The 14032-nt window shown below is 43.9% G+C and carries 14 protein-coding genes and 2 tRNA genes; 8 read left to right on the forward strand and 8 right to left on the reverse strand.

The annotated features are described in order from the left end of the window. Window positions 1-3 precede the first annotated feature (3 nt). Window positions 4-1263 (forward strand): tetratricopeptide repeat protein, encoded by a 1260-nt coding sequence (locus tag E7027_00825; GenBank protein ID MBE6420683.1) that lies wholly within the window; start codon window positions 4-6, stop codon window positions 1261-1263. 53 nt (window positions 1264-1316) lie between these two features. Here E7027_00825 and E7027_00830 read toward each other — a convergent pair whose 3' ends face one another. From E7027_00830 to E7027_00850, 5 genes are all read right to left on the reverse strand, one after another. Further along, a complete protein-coding gene (locus E7027_00830; GenBank protein ID MBE6420684.1) occupies window positions 1317-1880 on the reverse strand; it encodes a type II secretion system protein in 564 nt (187 codons plus the stop codon). A gap of 96 nt (window positions 1881-1976) precedes the next feature. After that, window positions 1977-2885, reverse strand: a complete 909-nt coding sequence (locus tag E7027_00835; protein ID MBE6420685.1) for a sugar kinase — start codon at window positions 2883-2885, stop codon at window positions 1977-1979. 3 nt (window positions 2886-2888) lie between these two features. After that, window positions 2889-3572 carry a hypothetical protein gene (locus E7027_00840; protein MBE6420686.1) on the reverse strand — a complete coding sequence of 228 codons (684 nt, stop codon included), beginning with the start codon at window positions 3570-3572 and terminating at the stop codon, window positions 2889-2891. 16 nt (window positions 3573-3588) lie between these two features. Then, window positions 3589-3978, reverse strand: a complete 390-nt coding sequence (locus E7027_00845; GenBank protein MBE6420687.1) for a polymer-forming cytoskeletal protein — start codon at window positions 3976-3978, stop codon at window positions 3589-3591. Window positions 3979-3993: 15 nt separating this feature from the next. After that, entirely contained in the window at window positions 3994-4914 is a 921-nt protein-coding gene (locus tag E7027_00850) for a M23 family metallopeptidase (GenBank protein ID MBE6420688.1), read from the reverse strand. A 60-nt stretch (window positions 4915-4974) separates the two neighbouring features. On the opposite strand from E7027_00850, the gene E7027_00855 reads away from it, so the two are divergent. Together E7027_00855 and E7027_00860 are read left to right on the forward strand one after the other, a co-directional pair. Then, window positions 4975-5463: a TlpA family protein disulfide reductase gene (locus E7027_00855; GenBank protein ID MBE6420689.1), complete on the forward strand. Its 489-nt coding sequence runs from the start codon at window positions 4975-4977 to the stop codon at window positions 5461-5463. A gap of 118 nt (window positions 5464-5581) precedes the next feature. After that, a tRNA-Leu gene (locus tag E7027_00860) sits at window positions 5582-5665 on the forward strand. Between the two features lie 213 nt (window positions 5666-5878). Here E7027_00860 and E7027_00865 read toward each other — a convergent pair. Next, on the reverse strand, window positions 5879-6991 hold the full coding sequence (locus E7027_00865) for an NERD domain-containing protein (GenBank protein ID MBE6420690.1): 1113 nt from the start codon (window positions 6989-6991) through the stop codon (window positions 5879-5881). Window positions 6992-7370: 379 nt separating this feature from the next. Further along, window positions 7371-8648 carry a hypothetical protein gene (locus E7027_00870; protein MBE6420691.1) on the reverse strand — a complete coding sequence of 426 codons (1278 nt, stop codon included), beginning with the start codon at window positions 8646-8648 and terminating at the stop codon, window positions 7371-7373. 61 nt (window positions 8649-8709) lie between these two features. Between E7027_00870 and E7027_00875 the strand changes: the two genes are divergently transcribed. Then, entirely contained in the window at window positions 8710-9642 is a 933-nt protein-coding gene (locus E7027_00875; protein MBE6420692.1) for a response regulator, read from the forward strand. 67 nt (window positions 9643-9709) lie between these two features. Here the strand turns inward: E7027_00875 and E7027_00880 are convergent, their stop codons facing one another. Further along, window positions 9710-11254: an alpha-D-glucose phosphate-specific phosphoglucomutase gene (locus tag E7027_00880; GenBank protein MBE6420693.1), complete on the reverse strand. Its 1545-nt coding sequence runs from the start codon at window positions 11252-11254 to the stop codon at window positions 9710-9712. Between the two features lie 110 nt (window positions 11255-11364). Here E7027_00880 and E7027_00885 point away from each other — a divergent pair, with 110 nt between their 5' ends. The 4 genes from E7027_00885 to E7027_00900 all read left to right on the forward strand — a co-directional run bounded on the left by E7027_00885 (window position 11365) and on the right by E7027_00900 (window position 13980). Continuing rightward, window positions 11365-12048 carry a hypothetical protein gene (locus tag E7027_00885; GenBank protein MBE6420694.1) on the forward strand — a complete coding sequence of 228 codons (684 nt, stop codon included), beginning with the start codon at window positions 11365-11367 and terminating at the stop codon, window positions 12046-12048. A gap of 8 nt (window positions 12049-12056) precedes the next feature. Continuing rightward, a complete protein-coding gene (gene murB / locus E7027_00890; protein ID MBE6420695.1) occupies window positions 12057-12956 on the forward strand; it encodes a UDP-N-acetylmuramate dehydrogenase in 900 nt (299 codons plus the stop codon). Between the two features lie 96 nt (window positions 12957-13052). Further along, window positions 13053-13127, forward strand: a tRNA-Asp gene (locus E7027_00895). 247 nt (window positions 13128-13374) lie between these two features. Next, window positions 13375-13980: a DUF2238 domain-containing protein gene (locus E7027_00900; GenBank protein MBE6420696.1), complete on the forward strand. Its 606-nt coding sequence runs from the start codon at window positions 13375-13377 to the stop codon at window positions 13978-13980. Window positions 13981-14032: the final 52 nt, after the last annotated feature.

A 14032-nucleotide genomic window follows, 5' to 3' on the forward strand; every position in this document is an offset into this window, starting at 1 on the left:
TTTATGCAGAAAGTACTGATCCTCTGTTTGGTTTTACTTTTAACGGCTCCGGCGGCCTTTGCTAACCCGGCGGCTGCCGGTTTGGAGTTCTACAAAAAAGAACTGGTAAATTTTCACCCCGAAAATAACCGCGAAACCCGCGCCTATGCCAAATCCTTGGCGGACGGCCTGGGTACTTGGGCCCGCCAAAACGAAAATCAACCCGCCGCCAAAGATGCCCTCCTGATGCAAGCGCGCCTTTATTTGCGTGCACAGGAAAACGGACTTGCGTTTGTTACTTTATTCAAACTGCGCAACCTCTATCCGCAAATGGATATGGCCCTGTTAAAACCGTTACTGGCCGACACTTTGCCTGCGTTGCCCAAAGAACAACGCAACCTGGCTCTTCGTTTATTTTCGGCTACGCTCCCGGCAGATGCCCAAACACCGCAAGACCGCGAAGCCGAAATGCTCTATGCGCTTTCCAAAATCTCGGGAAAGGAAATGTACCCGGCTATTACCCAAGCATTTGAAGATTTCTTCGCCCGTAACCCGAATCATAAAAGCAACGACCGCGTAGAACTGTGGTATGGCGATTTGCACCGCGCAAACGGCAACTATTTAGCCGCTATTGTGCAGTACAAAAAAACCCACGAGCTCTACCCGAAATCTCCCTACAAAGCGGCCAGTTTACGCATGGTGGGTGATGTATATGCCGGAGATTTGAAAAATACCGAAAAAGCCACCGAGGCTTACACCAGAGTTTTGCGCGAGTTCGAAGGCTCCAATGAAATCGGCATCGTCTATAAACACATGGCCATCATGGATGAAAACAACAAGAATTACGACAGCGCCCTCATCAATTACGATAAAGCCATTGAATTATTGGGCACAGCCCCCAATGCCTATGAAGCCTATCGCGGCAAAGCCGATGTATTTGTAAAAATGAAAAATTACGAAGAGGCTTATAACCAACTGCACCAAACAGCCGCCGCTTATGCCGCGGAAGAAGACAAAGCCGTTTCGTGCTGGGTAAAGGCCGCCGAACTTGCTGAAAAACGCTTACGCGAACCGGCCAAATACACCCAAACCTTGGAAAAAGCCCTCTTGGCCTACCCCAAAGGAACTCAAGCGCCCGAACTCATGTTTGATTTGGCACAAGGATACGAAGATCAAGGCAAAACCGCCCAAGCCATTGAGATTTATAAAAAACTCATCATCAACTATCCTACGGATAAACGCGCTTCCCGCGCCCAAGGCAAATTAAACAAGTTACAAAAATAATTTTTCTAAAAAGAAAAACCCCCGATTACTCGGGGGTTTTTTGTTTATAAATTTTAGGGCATTTTATAACGGGCCCAACCCCAGGGCTCCTCGTAATAAGTGGCACTTTCCAATTTCTCGCAGAAGTCTCCCGCTTTAATGGTAGAAGTTCCGTTGCGGGCTTCTACACATCTCATAAAGTCCTGTTCATTTTGGGTTACACTCCAACTAAACCCGTTGCACTTATATTTCCCCTCGCTCCATACGGCCGTTATACTTCCCCCGGCATTATTGGAAGAGTTGTTATTCAAAACGACAATAAAATTTTTCCCTTTCCGGATAGAGTCCCCCGCACCCGTAATCAGTTGGCAAACATTTCCGCCCGTACCGGCAGAAGTTTTAACGGGTGTAAGGGGTAAGTCCAAATCCAAGGAAGAAAAATCATCACAAAAACGGCCGTTTGCCATAAAATAAACTTTTTGAGCCTGGAGTACCGACCGAACGGCTGTTTTTAATTGGGAGTTGCGGCTTTCCCACACAGAGCGTTCATATTGAGGAAGCGCGATGGCCGCCAAAATACCCAAAATCAAAACAACCACTAACATTTCTATCAGCGTGAAACCCAATTTCTTTTTCATATTCGATTTATCCTCTACGTCTATTATAACACTTTTGAAAAAATCGGCATAAAAAAACCGCCCTTAGCCGGGCGGTTTATATTAAAAATTCCAAGCTTAAAATTTAAGCATAGAAGTATATTCCTTCAAGCGTTTGTTAATATCGCGGCGGGTTAAATTGGCCAAACGATCCACACTGAAAGATTCAATCGTAAACGAAGCCATCACGTTTCCAATCATCATGGCGCGTTTAATGGCTTGCAAGGTGTTCCAGTTCTTTTGGCTGGCCAGGTAACCGGTAAAACCACCGCCAAATGTATCACCTGCACCGGTGGTATCGTGCACATGTTCCAAAATATACGGCGGAAGTTGGGCAATACCTTTTTTGCTTACCAACATGGAACCGTTGGAACCCAATTTGATAATGGCGTATTTTACACCTTGTTTCAAAAGCAGGCGGCCCGCTTTTACCAGGTTATATTCCCCGGTTAATTGGCGCGCTTCGGTTTCGTTTAAGAACAGAATATCAATCTTTTTAATAACCTTCATTAAGGTTTCTTTTTTGGAAGAAATCCAATAATTCATGGTATCGCAAGCCACTAAGCGCGGTTTTTTAACCTGCTTCAATACGGAAAGTTGAAGTTCCGGATCGATATTGGCTAAAAATACGGCCTTGGCATTTTTCTGTTCCGCAGTCAAAACGGGGTTAAAGTCCTGAAAAACATTTAAGTCCGTAAACTTGGTAACGGCCGTGTTGAAATCTTTATCATAACTGCCGCCCCAATGAAAGGTTTTGCCTTTTTTAATTTCCAGTCCCGTCAAATCTACGCCTCTTTTAACAAAAGGCGCACGATCGGCTTCGGTAAAATCAGTCCCTACCACGGCCACGATGGAAGGCTGGGCATAGTAACTGGCGCAAATAGAAGAATAACTGGCCGCGCCGCCCAACACGCGTTTTACATGCCCGTTGGCATTTTCAATCGTATCAAAAGCAACCGACCCTACCACTAATATTTCGTTCGCCATAGACTAGTCCTGTAAGAAGGTTTCGATTTCTACTTTTTCGTTGAAATCATCAAAGAACCCTTGTTGGGCCGTTTCCATTTTGCTATCCATCAACTGGTTGGCAAAATCTTTTTTATTCTTTTCAAAATCTTTCATATTGCCGTGTTGCACATGGTAGGCATGTTTGATTTCGGCGGGAGTCAATTTGTAAAAAGAATACAACACCCCGCGGAAACGGTTGGATAAAGCACCGCGGCGAAGTTGGTTTTCAAATTCCATCGGTGTTAAACCGGTAGATTGTTTGATAGCAGCTTCGTAAGCAGCCTTGTTAAATTGCCCGTTTTGTGCAAAGAACGGCGAGGTTTGAATTTCGTAAGCCACTTCGTAATCGGACACACTCAAACCCGCTTTTTCGACGGCCTGATTCAATACTTCTTCGCTGATTAAAGAGGCTAACATTTGTTGGCGTAAAAATTTCAGGATATTTTCGTCCACATCGATACCTTGGTTGCGAAGGATACGGGCACGGTCTTCGGTAACGCGGTACAAAAGGCGGTTTTCGATTTCCTGAGAACCCACGCGGGCGGCTACGGAACTGAAATCGCCGCGGCTATAGGCATCTGCGCCCAAGTACACGATGCTTCCTAAAAAGAAAGCCAAGGTGATGATGAGAATACTTTTTTTATGTGTAATTAAAAACGAAATCATATTTTTCGCTCCCTAGTTATTTATCTTCTTCCGGCTCGTCGGTAGCAGTTTCTTCCCCACCGCCGATTTTGCATTGTCCGTCAATGCGGCCGCCTTCTTCTACAATCATTTTTTTGGCGCGGATATCGCCTTGAATAGAGGCTTGAGCCAATACTTCCAACATTTCGGCACAGACATTTCCTTCAATCACGCCTCCACAAACCACAATTTTTCCGGTTACATCTCCCACAATTTTGCCGTCCGTACCCACGATTACGTGGCGGGCATTATCCACAGAACCTTCCAAGGTGCCGTCCACGCGCAAAGAACCTTGCACGCTCAGCGTCCCTTGGAAATAACATTCCGCGCTCACAACAGAAAAATGTTCGCCGGAAGAAAAATCAGAGTCTTTTTTCAAAAATCCCATACGTCCTCCTAAAAATTACTTAAAATAGTTTCGCGGATTAACGGCTTGGCCGTCCTTCCACACTTCATAATGCAAATGCGTGCCGGTAGAACGACCGCTCGAGCCCATGGTGGCAATTACCGCCCCGCGTTTTACCACATCTCCCGCTTTTACGCGGATATCCGTGGCGTGGGCATAAAGGGTGGAATAACCAAAACCGTGATCCACCAAAATAGCCTGCCCATAACTGGGCACCCACCCCGCGTGACGCACGACTCCGTCCGCCGTTACAAAAATGGGGCTGTCCGGCTTGCCGGCAAAATCTAACCCGTTGTGGCGTTTGGTGGTGCGTCGGCCGAACGGATCCAACCGGTAGCCAAAACCCGAACTAATCCGCGCCGTGGACGGACGGATAGACGGAGTGGAGTTTAAGCCTTCGCGTCGGTTGGCAAAGTACCAGGCGATTTCCTGGAAGCTGGCCAGGCGCGCTTTGGCAGTTTCTTCGATTGAATCGATGTATTTTTCAAATTCTACGGCATCTAAATCTTTCAAATCTTTGCCCAAAAGTTCCTGGGCGCGGGCATCTTCTTTGGCTTTGGCATCTTCCCACCCTTTGGGCAGGTTAATAAATTTACCGCCCGGCATACCCAGCATTTGGCGCATTTGGGTATCGGTGGTGCGGGTCATCTCCAAATAACGACGGCCACGCTCCAACTCGTCGGCAATCAATTTCATTTTCACGCGCATGAGTTCGTTGTCGGCTTTGGTGATATTATAGTCGTACCCGCGGATAAAAAATAAAAATCCGCACAGGGTTACCGCCAACCACGCCACTCCCGCTAACAGCAACGTAACCACACGCACTTTGAACTTAACAGGGGAACTCAGGCGAGGCATCAACATGATGTCCACCCGTTCTCCCAATACGCGGCTCAAAGAATTGATTATTTTACCCATCTTTTGTATTCTATCATATACAGAGCCCTTACAGGGCGGTTTTCGTAAAAAGGAGAATCTATGAAAAAATTGTTATGGACTGTTGCCCTGGCTGTATTTGCCGGTGCCTGTATGTTCAAACCCCTTCCGGAAGTTCCGGTATTGGGTGATGTAGAATTGCCTGTTGTCGCCGAAGAAGAAGTCATTTGGAAATCGGCCGATTACAAAGGCAAACCCATGATTATGGTTTTTATGGGGTCTTGGTGTCCTTATTGCAAAAAGAGCATGCCCGCCGTTCAAGCCGCCGCCGAAGCCTATGGCGATAAAGCGGAAATTGTAGCCGTGTTTGTAGACCAAGATGCCAAAACCGTGCAAGAAGTAGCCCAAGAACACGAATTTACCGTAAAATCTTTGTATGCCGGCGGTGCCGCTGCCCAAGCGTTGGGTGTATCGGGCTTGCCCCATGCTATTTTGTTTGATAAAAAACATCAAATTGTAAAAACATGGGAAGGTTTCAGCCCCTCTTTGGAAACGGAATTCAAAGAACAATTGGAAAAACGCACCAAATAAACTTTTTCTTATCCCCCGTCCAAAAACGGGGGATTATTTTATATTTAGAAAACGAAATAAAAAAATAAAAGTTTGCTTTTGCGTGTAAATTTGTTATAATAAATGTACACGATTTCATGCCGGGGTGCTGGAATTGGTATACAGGATAGTCTCAAAAACTATTGCCCGCACGGGCTTAAGGGTTCAAGTCCCTTCCCCGGTAAAATTTAGAAAACCACCTGAAAAGGTGGTTTTTTATTTTGCCGCAGAGAGCGCATAAACTGCTATATGCGCGTAAGGACTTGAAAGGCGCAACGATGTTTTTGTTTGAGCGGAGAAACTCCGTGAAAGGCAAAAACCGCGAGCCCGGCCTGCAGGCATTTTGACGCAATAGATAGATTTATTCAGTTATGTAGAAATTAACGCCAATCAAATTTTAACGATAAAGTCTGTCTTCCCCTTTCATGTCTTTAATATTTTCAATATGCTTGGTTTTGATGAAATCATTTCTTCCATACTCTACGGCTTGAGATAGTCTTTTTTTGATATTTATATCATAAAACACGGATCTATCTTCTGCCAAAATTCTATCTAGGACATTAGAAATTTGTCTTGGTTTAGCAATATAAGTGTCTTTTGGAATAAAACTTATATCTTTTAATTCAGAGTTTCCATAGAAAACAATTACTGAAAAACAAGGAATAGATTTACCAATATAATTTTTTAAATTGGATATATGTTTTTCATTCTGCTTGATTGGATTGTAGAATCTGTGTTTTTCCTTTCCATAATTTAGCACTTGAGTCCATTGATTATGATTGCCTTTACCAAAAATCCAACCACTATAATCTTTTACCTCAAAGACAATAATACCCACAGATGTCAAAAGCAGTAAATCTATTTGAGAAAAATTCCCATTTTTTAATGGTATGTACAGGTTGTGATAGATGTCTTCGGCAGAATATCCAAGATTTCTTAACATCAAAATTAAGCGTTCTTCAGATTTTTCACCTATTCCTATTTCTGTTATTTCTTCCAAAGTTTTACGGTCTTGTATCCAATTAAATATATAGCAACAGAAAAAACCTAAAAGAGCCAAAAGTATTATTAGCCACCAAACACCTAGCCACCAAACACCGCTAAAATCGTCATGGTTGGTATATTCAGTATATCGGTTTATTTTAGCTTGAGAGACCTGTCTTTTAATTTTAGGCCATATTACTTTGATGTTTTCCAGTTCCACATCCTGTGTTTTTGTTTTAACTTTTATTTCTTTTGTTTTGCCTTTTTCCAATTCCATAGTTAAAAGAAGAACTAAATTTTCTCTTTTATCTAATTCGATATTGGATATAACTAAAGTTTTTCCGGCAAATGCCTTGGTTTTAAATTTCTTGTTTGCAATTTTATATCTTTCTCCTTTGGAAATTGTATCTGCAAACTTGATTTTCTTTCCAATAAAGCCTTTATAATTAGAAATAGTTATCTCTCCTGCTAATGAACACAGGCTAACCAAACAAAAACAACACAAAAAAATTATTTTTCTAATCATACACCTATTATAACATTTATTTTTAGACGAGAAATGCAATACCAAAAAGCATTTTGTATAGGGGAGATGATGTAATTTTTAAGTTCACTTACACAACACTTAATATATTTTAACTAAATCAGAAAGAACACAATCATATACATAAAACAATCCATCAACCTTACTTGTTTTAAGTTAGCTCCATTTAAAAAGTTAGAATTCCTGTTTTTACGTAAACAAAATCAGAATTCTCCATACGTTTCTGAATTTCTTTTGCTTCTTCCAAGTGCTGACGAAGTATCCGTATCTCTTTGGCACGCTCTATAAACGAATCCAAAAGAGGCCTCATTTCACTTCTATGCCGGTAAAATTTAGAAAACCACCTGAAAAGGTGGTTTTTTTATGGTTGGTTTTCTGGTTGGGGAAGCGACGGAGCATGCGTATTTTCCAAAGAAATATGACGGTGGAAAAAAATTCTCCCCACCCATTTCAATCCGCCTTTTTCGATTCGGTAAGACATTAAATTAGAAAATAACACACTAAAGAAAATGACCGCATAAATAACATCTTGTATCACGGCACCGCTCTCGGGAAGTTGAACGGCAATCATAGCCGCGAGAACCGCACTGACAAGCCCGTTGGGACACATAGCCAAGATAACGGAGCAGTCTTGCCGCGGGATTTGACGCGAAATACAATAATTGACCGGAAGCGTGCGAAACAGAAACTTGGCAAATACCAAAAAAAGCCCCAACAAAAGTAAATCTTCCCGCCCCAAGCGCATACAAATACCCATATACACGAAAAAGAGCGTCTTAAAAATAAACTCCACTTCATCAAAGAAACTTTTTTCCCCTTTATTTAAGGACAAAAGGCGCCGGATATCCAACCGGTGCAAAAACGCCCGTCGAATCAGGCGCATATTGCCCGCTGTGATACCAAAAAACAAGGTGGCAATTGCTCCGTCCGCCCCGATAAGCCCGCTGATACTATACACCAGTAACACAAAAGCAAAAGTAAGGGAAACAGCATTTTCTAACCGGCGAACATGGTTCAAAATACCCATCCAAAAAATCCCGGCCAATACCGCAAAAACGGAGCCGATGCCGAAAGATTTGGCCACGTCCCATGCAATTTTCTGCGCGGAGACGGCTTCCCCGTGAAGCGCTGCCGACAGAAAGGCCAAGGCTAAAATAATCGTATAAACACCCGTTAAATTTGCCTCTAAAAACAAAATGGTTTTGGTCGTTTTGGTAATACGCAATTTAGCCAGCATCGGCACGATTACCGCAGGGGAATTCCCGGCTATAATGGCCCCGATTACAAAGGCATAAGTTTGGGGAATATCCAACATAAAATATGCCAAAAAAGCCGTGGTGCACATCACCAAAGCAAAGCAAACCGTGGTAAGAAAAAAACCCTGCCCCACCGCACCGCGAAGCGATAACAACCGAAAATTAAGCCCGCTTTTGAATAAAACCAAAATAAGTGCCAAGGTAGTAAAAATATGGCCCGCCTCGCCAAAATCGCTTGGTTCCACCAAGTGAAAAACAGGGCCCAACAAAATGCCCAAAAACATCAGCGGCAACACATCGGGCAGGCGGGTTTTTTCGAACAAAGAAGAAAAAACATGCCCTAAAAAAAGCAAAAGGCCAATAAATAAAATGGTATAAGTCATATCGTTTATTATACGAAAAGGAACCCTTGCCAGGCATAGAAATATTTATTTTAATATCCTTATGGAACACAATGCAAAAATTCTTTTAGCCGATGATTCGCACGCAATTCGCTTTTTGGTATCCGAAATACTCACTTCTGCCGGGTTTACCGTTGTGGAAGCAGAAGACGGACAGGAAGCCATTGAAAAAACTTATAAAGAAAACCCGGATTTGCTTATCTTGGACTACGAAATGCCGAGAAAAACAGGGTTTGAGGTTGTGCAGGAAGTGCGCAGCCGCACCGGGTATTTACACACGCCTATTATTATCTTTACCGCTGTAACCGATAAATCTACCAAGTTGGAAGGCTTGGGGTTGGATATCGACGACTACCTAACCAAACCGGCCGACGAAGACGAAATTGTAGCGCGCGTAAAATTACTCTTAAAACGCAATAAACAAAAAATGGACTGCAACCCGCTTACCCGCCTGCCGGGCAACCCGTCTATCCAAGCACGGGTGGAAAACCAAATTGCCGCCGGGCAACCGTTTGCCGTGTTGTATTGCGACTTAAACAACTTCAAGTCTTTTAACGATAAATACGGGTTTGAAGCCGGAGACCGCGTGCTTAAAACGGAATCCGAAATTATTGTAGCCGCCGCCACACAAGACCCCAATTCTTTTGTAGGACATATCGGCGGAGATGATTTTATTGTTGTCTGCGCGTTCGATAAAGCCGAAGCCATCGCGCAGGAAATTGCCTCCAAAACCGATCAAATCGCTCCTTCTTTTTATAATGAAGAAGACCGCAAAAACGGTTACATGGTATCCACTAACCGCCGGGGAGAAACGGAAAAATTCAAATTTCTTTCCATCGGTATCGGCGTGGTACACAATACCAAAAAACCGCTCACCTCGTTTGCCATGGTCAGCAACATCGGCAGTGAATTAAAATGTTTAGCCAAAAAACACGAGGGCGGCAGTTACTATGTGTTAGACCGCCGAGCCTCTTAATTTATCAGTCTAAAAAAAGGGAGAAACCAAATCGGTTTCTCCCCTTTTTATCTCAAAGATTCCCGTTCTATTTCAACAAACCTTTGGCTTCTTCTATCAGGTTTTCCAAATGCTTTTGGCTGACAAAAGTTTCGGCATAGATTTTCAAAATATTTTCCGTGCCGGACGGGCGCACCAAAAACCAAGAAGATTGCAGATAAACTTTGATACCGTCCGTATCCCGCACGCGAGTTACGCGTTCCCCGGCAACCTGGTACACTTCCGCAAAATCTTTAGCACGCAAGGCTTTTACACGCGCTTTGGTTTCATCATCGGTGGGCACATCTACCCGCACATAGTACGGAGTGCCGTGTTTCTCGGTAATTTTGGCATACAAGTCGGCGATATCGCCTTCCGCCGCCATAATTTCCATCAGCAAACAAACAGCCAAAATGCCATCTTTTTCCGGAGTCCAACCGCTGACGGACATACCCGCACTTTCTTCACCGGCGAGTACATATCTGCGGCGAACGATGCCTTCCACAAAATACTTAAAACCTACATTTACTTCATCAAGTCTCATGCCATGTTCGTCGGCGATACGATCCAACAACGAAGTCGTGCCCAAGGTGCGTCCCAGGGAGTGTGCATCGCGAATACGGAAGTGACGAATTAAGTAATCAGCCATTACACAAAGCGCATGGTTCGGCGAGATTAAACCGCCTTTTTGGGTGGCACAGCCGAAGCGGTCGGCGTCCGGGTCGCTGGCACCGGCAAAATCGTATTTACCGCTTTTCACATAATCAATCAGCGGGCTCATGGGATATTTGGACGAGGGATCCATGCGGATTTTCCCGTCGTGGTCTATCGGAATAAAATGGAAAGTCGGGTCTTGGGTTTCGTCCACGATATCCAAATTTTCCAAATGATATTTTTCTTTAATCGCTTTATAAAAAGCCAAACTGCTGCCACCCAACGGATGCACGGCAAATTTCAACGGAGAAGAAGCAATTTTTTCAAAGTTTACAAAGCGAGAAAGTGCTTCCACATAAGGGGTTACCAAATCGGCTTGGCGGATAAGCCCCCATTTGCGGGCATCTTCCAGGGAAATGCTTTTGATTTCTTCGGGTTTGGCCATGTATTCATTGGCGTATTTTTCAATAAGAGAGGTCAAGGAAGAATCGGCCGGGCCGCCGTTGGAAGGGTTGTATTTAAGCCCCATGTCTTGCGGAGGATTATGGCTGGCAGTTCCGTTTAAGGAAGCGCAAGCGCGGCCACTGATAATTTCATACGAAAAAACGGGAGTCGGAAGCGGCATATCCGGCAAAATAACGGGAAGACCGTTCCCCGTCAGCACTTCGGCACAGATAAGGGCCGTATCGTGCGACATAAGGCGCGTATCTCCTCCTACCAAAATGGGGCCCATGATGCTGTTTTCCAAATGGATACGGGCAACGGCTTGAGCAATAGCACGCGCGTGAGCCGCACAAAAACCGGCACCGAGTACTCCGCGATGACCGGAGGTACCGAATTTTACAGGAACAGGTGTTGTGGAAGGTTCATAAAATTCTTTACGCAATAAATCTACATCAATTTTTTGTTTCGTTAATGTTCCTGCAAGTTCACTGACCATACATTTTCTCCTTTATAAAAACAAACAAAACTTTTCATTAGGTGGGTTGCACGAGCGCCCCGCTTTTTCTATCATATTATATATCTTTCAAATCCGCAACAGGAGGACTCATGAAAAAATTGTTGTTAGCCGTACTTTTTGCTTTTGCCGCAACGCCGCTTTTTGCAGGTATGAACAGTGACTTTTCAGGTAGTTTTAATACTAGTGGTTTTGCCGATTACAACCGCGACATTTCCACCTTGATAGGACAAGCCGATTTTCATACCGGGAAGGGGGTCTCTTTCCCCGGATTTGATGTAGGGGCTTCGGTATCAACTGTTAAAACCTCGGACGGTTCTTTTTCCGGGGACGATTATCAGTATCTTCCCTTTATTACAGCCGAAACCCAAATCCCGATTTTGGGCATGGGAGTAGCCTTACGCGGAACATCTTATGATGACTTCCAATCTATCGGCGGCGGGCTGAAATGGCACGGTTCTTTGGCGTTAATCAACCTCTCCGCCTCGGCTTTTTACGACCGCTATAAAACCGATTACTATGACGGGAACCACTATTCCGCCTCTGCCTCGGCTTCCGTAAATGTATTGTTCCTTACGCCTTATGTAGGTATTGGGTACGACTACAGCGAAATGGAAACTAAAAACTATCTCGCCGGATATAAAACGGACGACGGTGTTGTGCGCTATACCGCCGGGGTCAATTTCCACCCGTTACCGCTTGTATATGTATATGGAGCATACACTTACACCAAATACAACCACGGTTTTCAAGGCGGGGTGGGTATTAACTTCTAGGATTTCTTATGGATTACAAACAAGAACTCAAAAATTTCTTCGCTGATCGTTGCCTGCTGGACGAACCCATGGCCCGCCACACTACCTATCGGGTAGGCGGCCCGGCCGAAGTATATGTTTACCCCCAAACGCGCGAAGAATGGAGTTTTGTTCTAAAACTGGCCCAAACGGAGAATATCCCTCTGCGCATCATCGGGTTCGGTTCCAATATTTTAGTAAGCGGCAAGGGGTTGGGCGGAATCGTCTGCTCCACCAAGCAAATGAATCGTGTTTTTTGCGAAGGAGAAAACATCAAAGCCGAAGCAGGCGCCGCTTTGGATAAAGTTTGTGAATTAGCCTGCGAAGCGGGTCTGGGCGGCATGGAAAAATTATCGGGCATTCCCGGAAGTGTCGGCGGAGCCGTTTACATGAACGCCGGCGCATTTGGACAAGAAACCTTTGATTGTCTGGAATACTTCGATGTAATTGATTTTGAAGGTCGCCCCGCCACTTTATTAAAAGAAGACCTTAAATATGCCTACCGCAAAGTGGAAGGTATCGAGAACTATATTGTTCTTTCCGCTTCTTTTAAGTTGCAAAAAGGCGATTTTACACAACTGATTGCCGCCCGCAACACCGTGCTTCATAAACGCATAGAAAAGCAACCGCTCGATTTGCCTTCCGCCGGGAGTGTGTTTAAGCGTCCGGTGGGTGATTATGCTTCGCGGCTGATAGATGATACCGGCTTAAGGGGATTATCTATCGGCGGGGCCAAAGTGAGCGAAAAACATGCCGGTTTTATTGTCAATTTCAATCATGCCACGCCTGAAGACATCAAAACTCTCATGGACGAAGTGCGCAAAAAAGTGCAGGAAAAACATGGCATAGAACTGGAACCTGAACAAATTTTATGGGGTGAGTTTAATTAACTCCTCCGTCGAAAAATTTATTTTCTTAAAAATTTGTTTGACGATGTGCCCTGTTTTAAGTTACAATATATGTACGAAAGAATTTGAGAAGTAAATGGAGCCGTGGTGTAGCCTGGTTAACACGCTGCCCTGTCAAGGCAGAGACCGCGAGTTCGAATCTCGTCGGCTCCGTATTTTAGTTTTGAGTTTATAGCATAAATCCCCGTTAGAGTTTGGCTCCGACGGGGATTTTTTTGTGCGCCACTTTCAGCATGTGGTTTTTTGCGTGTTTGTGAAATTTTCGGCAAAAATTCTCTTTTTATGCCGACCGAGGCCGCTAGAAAGAGAGACAAGGCTTCATCATTACACACCTCTTCATACCTATAACTCCTTATCGGTAAAGCTATAATTCATCATTTTGATGTATAATATCAGTACTATGATAAAAAACAAAAAATTTCTATTTTCCCTTCTATTCATTTTATTTGCAGAGACTATTTGGTCTGCCTGTTCTCCCTATGACATACAAGTATGGTGGACTGAATTTTTGACCGCCCTATTCTTAGTCCTTCTTTTTGTATGTACTTATAAAAAATTTCAATTTTCCAATTTAGCCTATTTCTTGATGTTCTTATTTTGTTTTCTGCAAATTATAGGAGCCCATTATACCTTTGAGCGGGTACCTTTTGACTATATAACCCAACTCTTTGGATTTGAGCGTAACCACTACGACCGAGTGGCCCATTTTACCATTGGTCTAAGCGGATTTTTAGTCAGCGAATTTCTGTGGCGCAAAAAAATTATCACGTCCTTTAAGTGGGCAGCCTTCTTTGGCGTTGTGTTTATTATGGCAGTTGCAAACTTTTGGGAACTGGTGGAATGGACATATGCTGAAATTGACGGCGGCTCAGCCGGGCTGGCTTTCTTGGGCTCGCAAGGTGATATTTGGGATGCCCAAAAAGATATGCTGATGGATACGCTGGGCTCTATAGTTTCCTGTGTATTGTTTTGTTTTTATTTTAATTGGGGCAAAAGCAAAAAATAACCCCCTTTCTACTTACAAAAATACCCCAGCTTTCCGCTGGGGTATTTTAATA

Source organism: Elusimicrobium sp., assembly GCA_015062115.1.
In the GTDB taxonomy this organism is placed as follows: domain Bacteria; phylum Elusimicrobiota; class Elusimicrobia; order Elusimicrobiales; family Elusimicrobiaceae; genus Avelusimicrobium.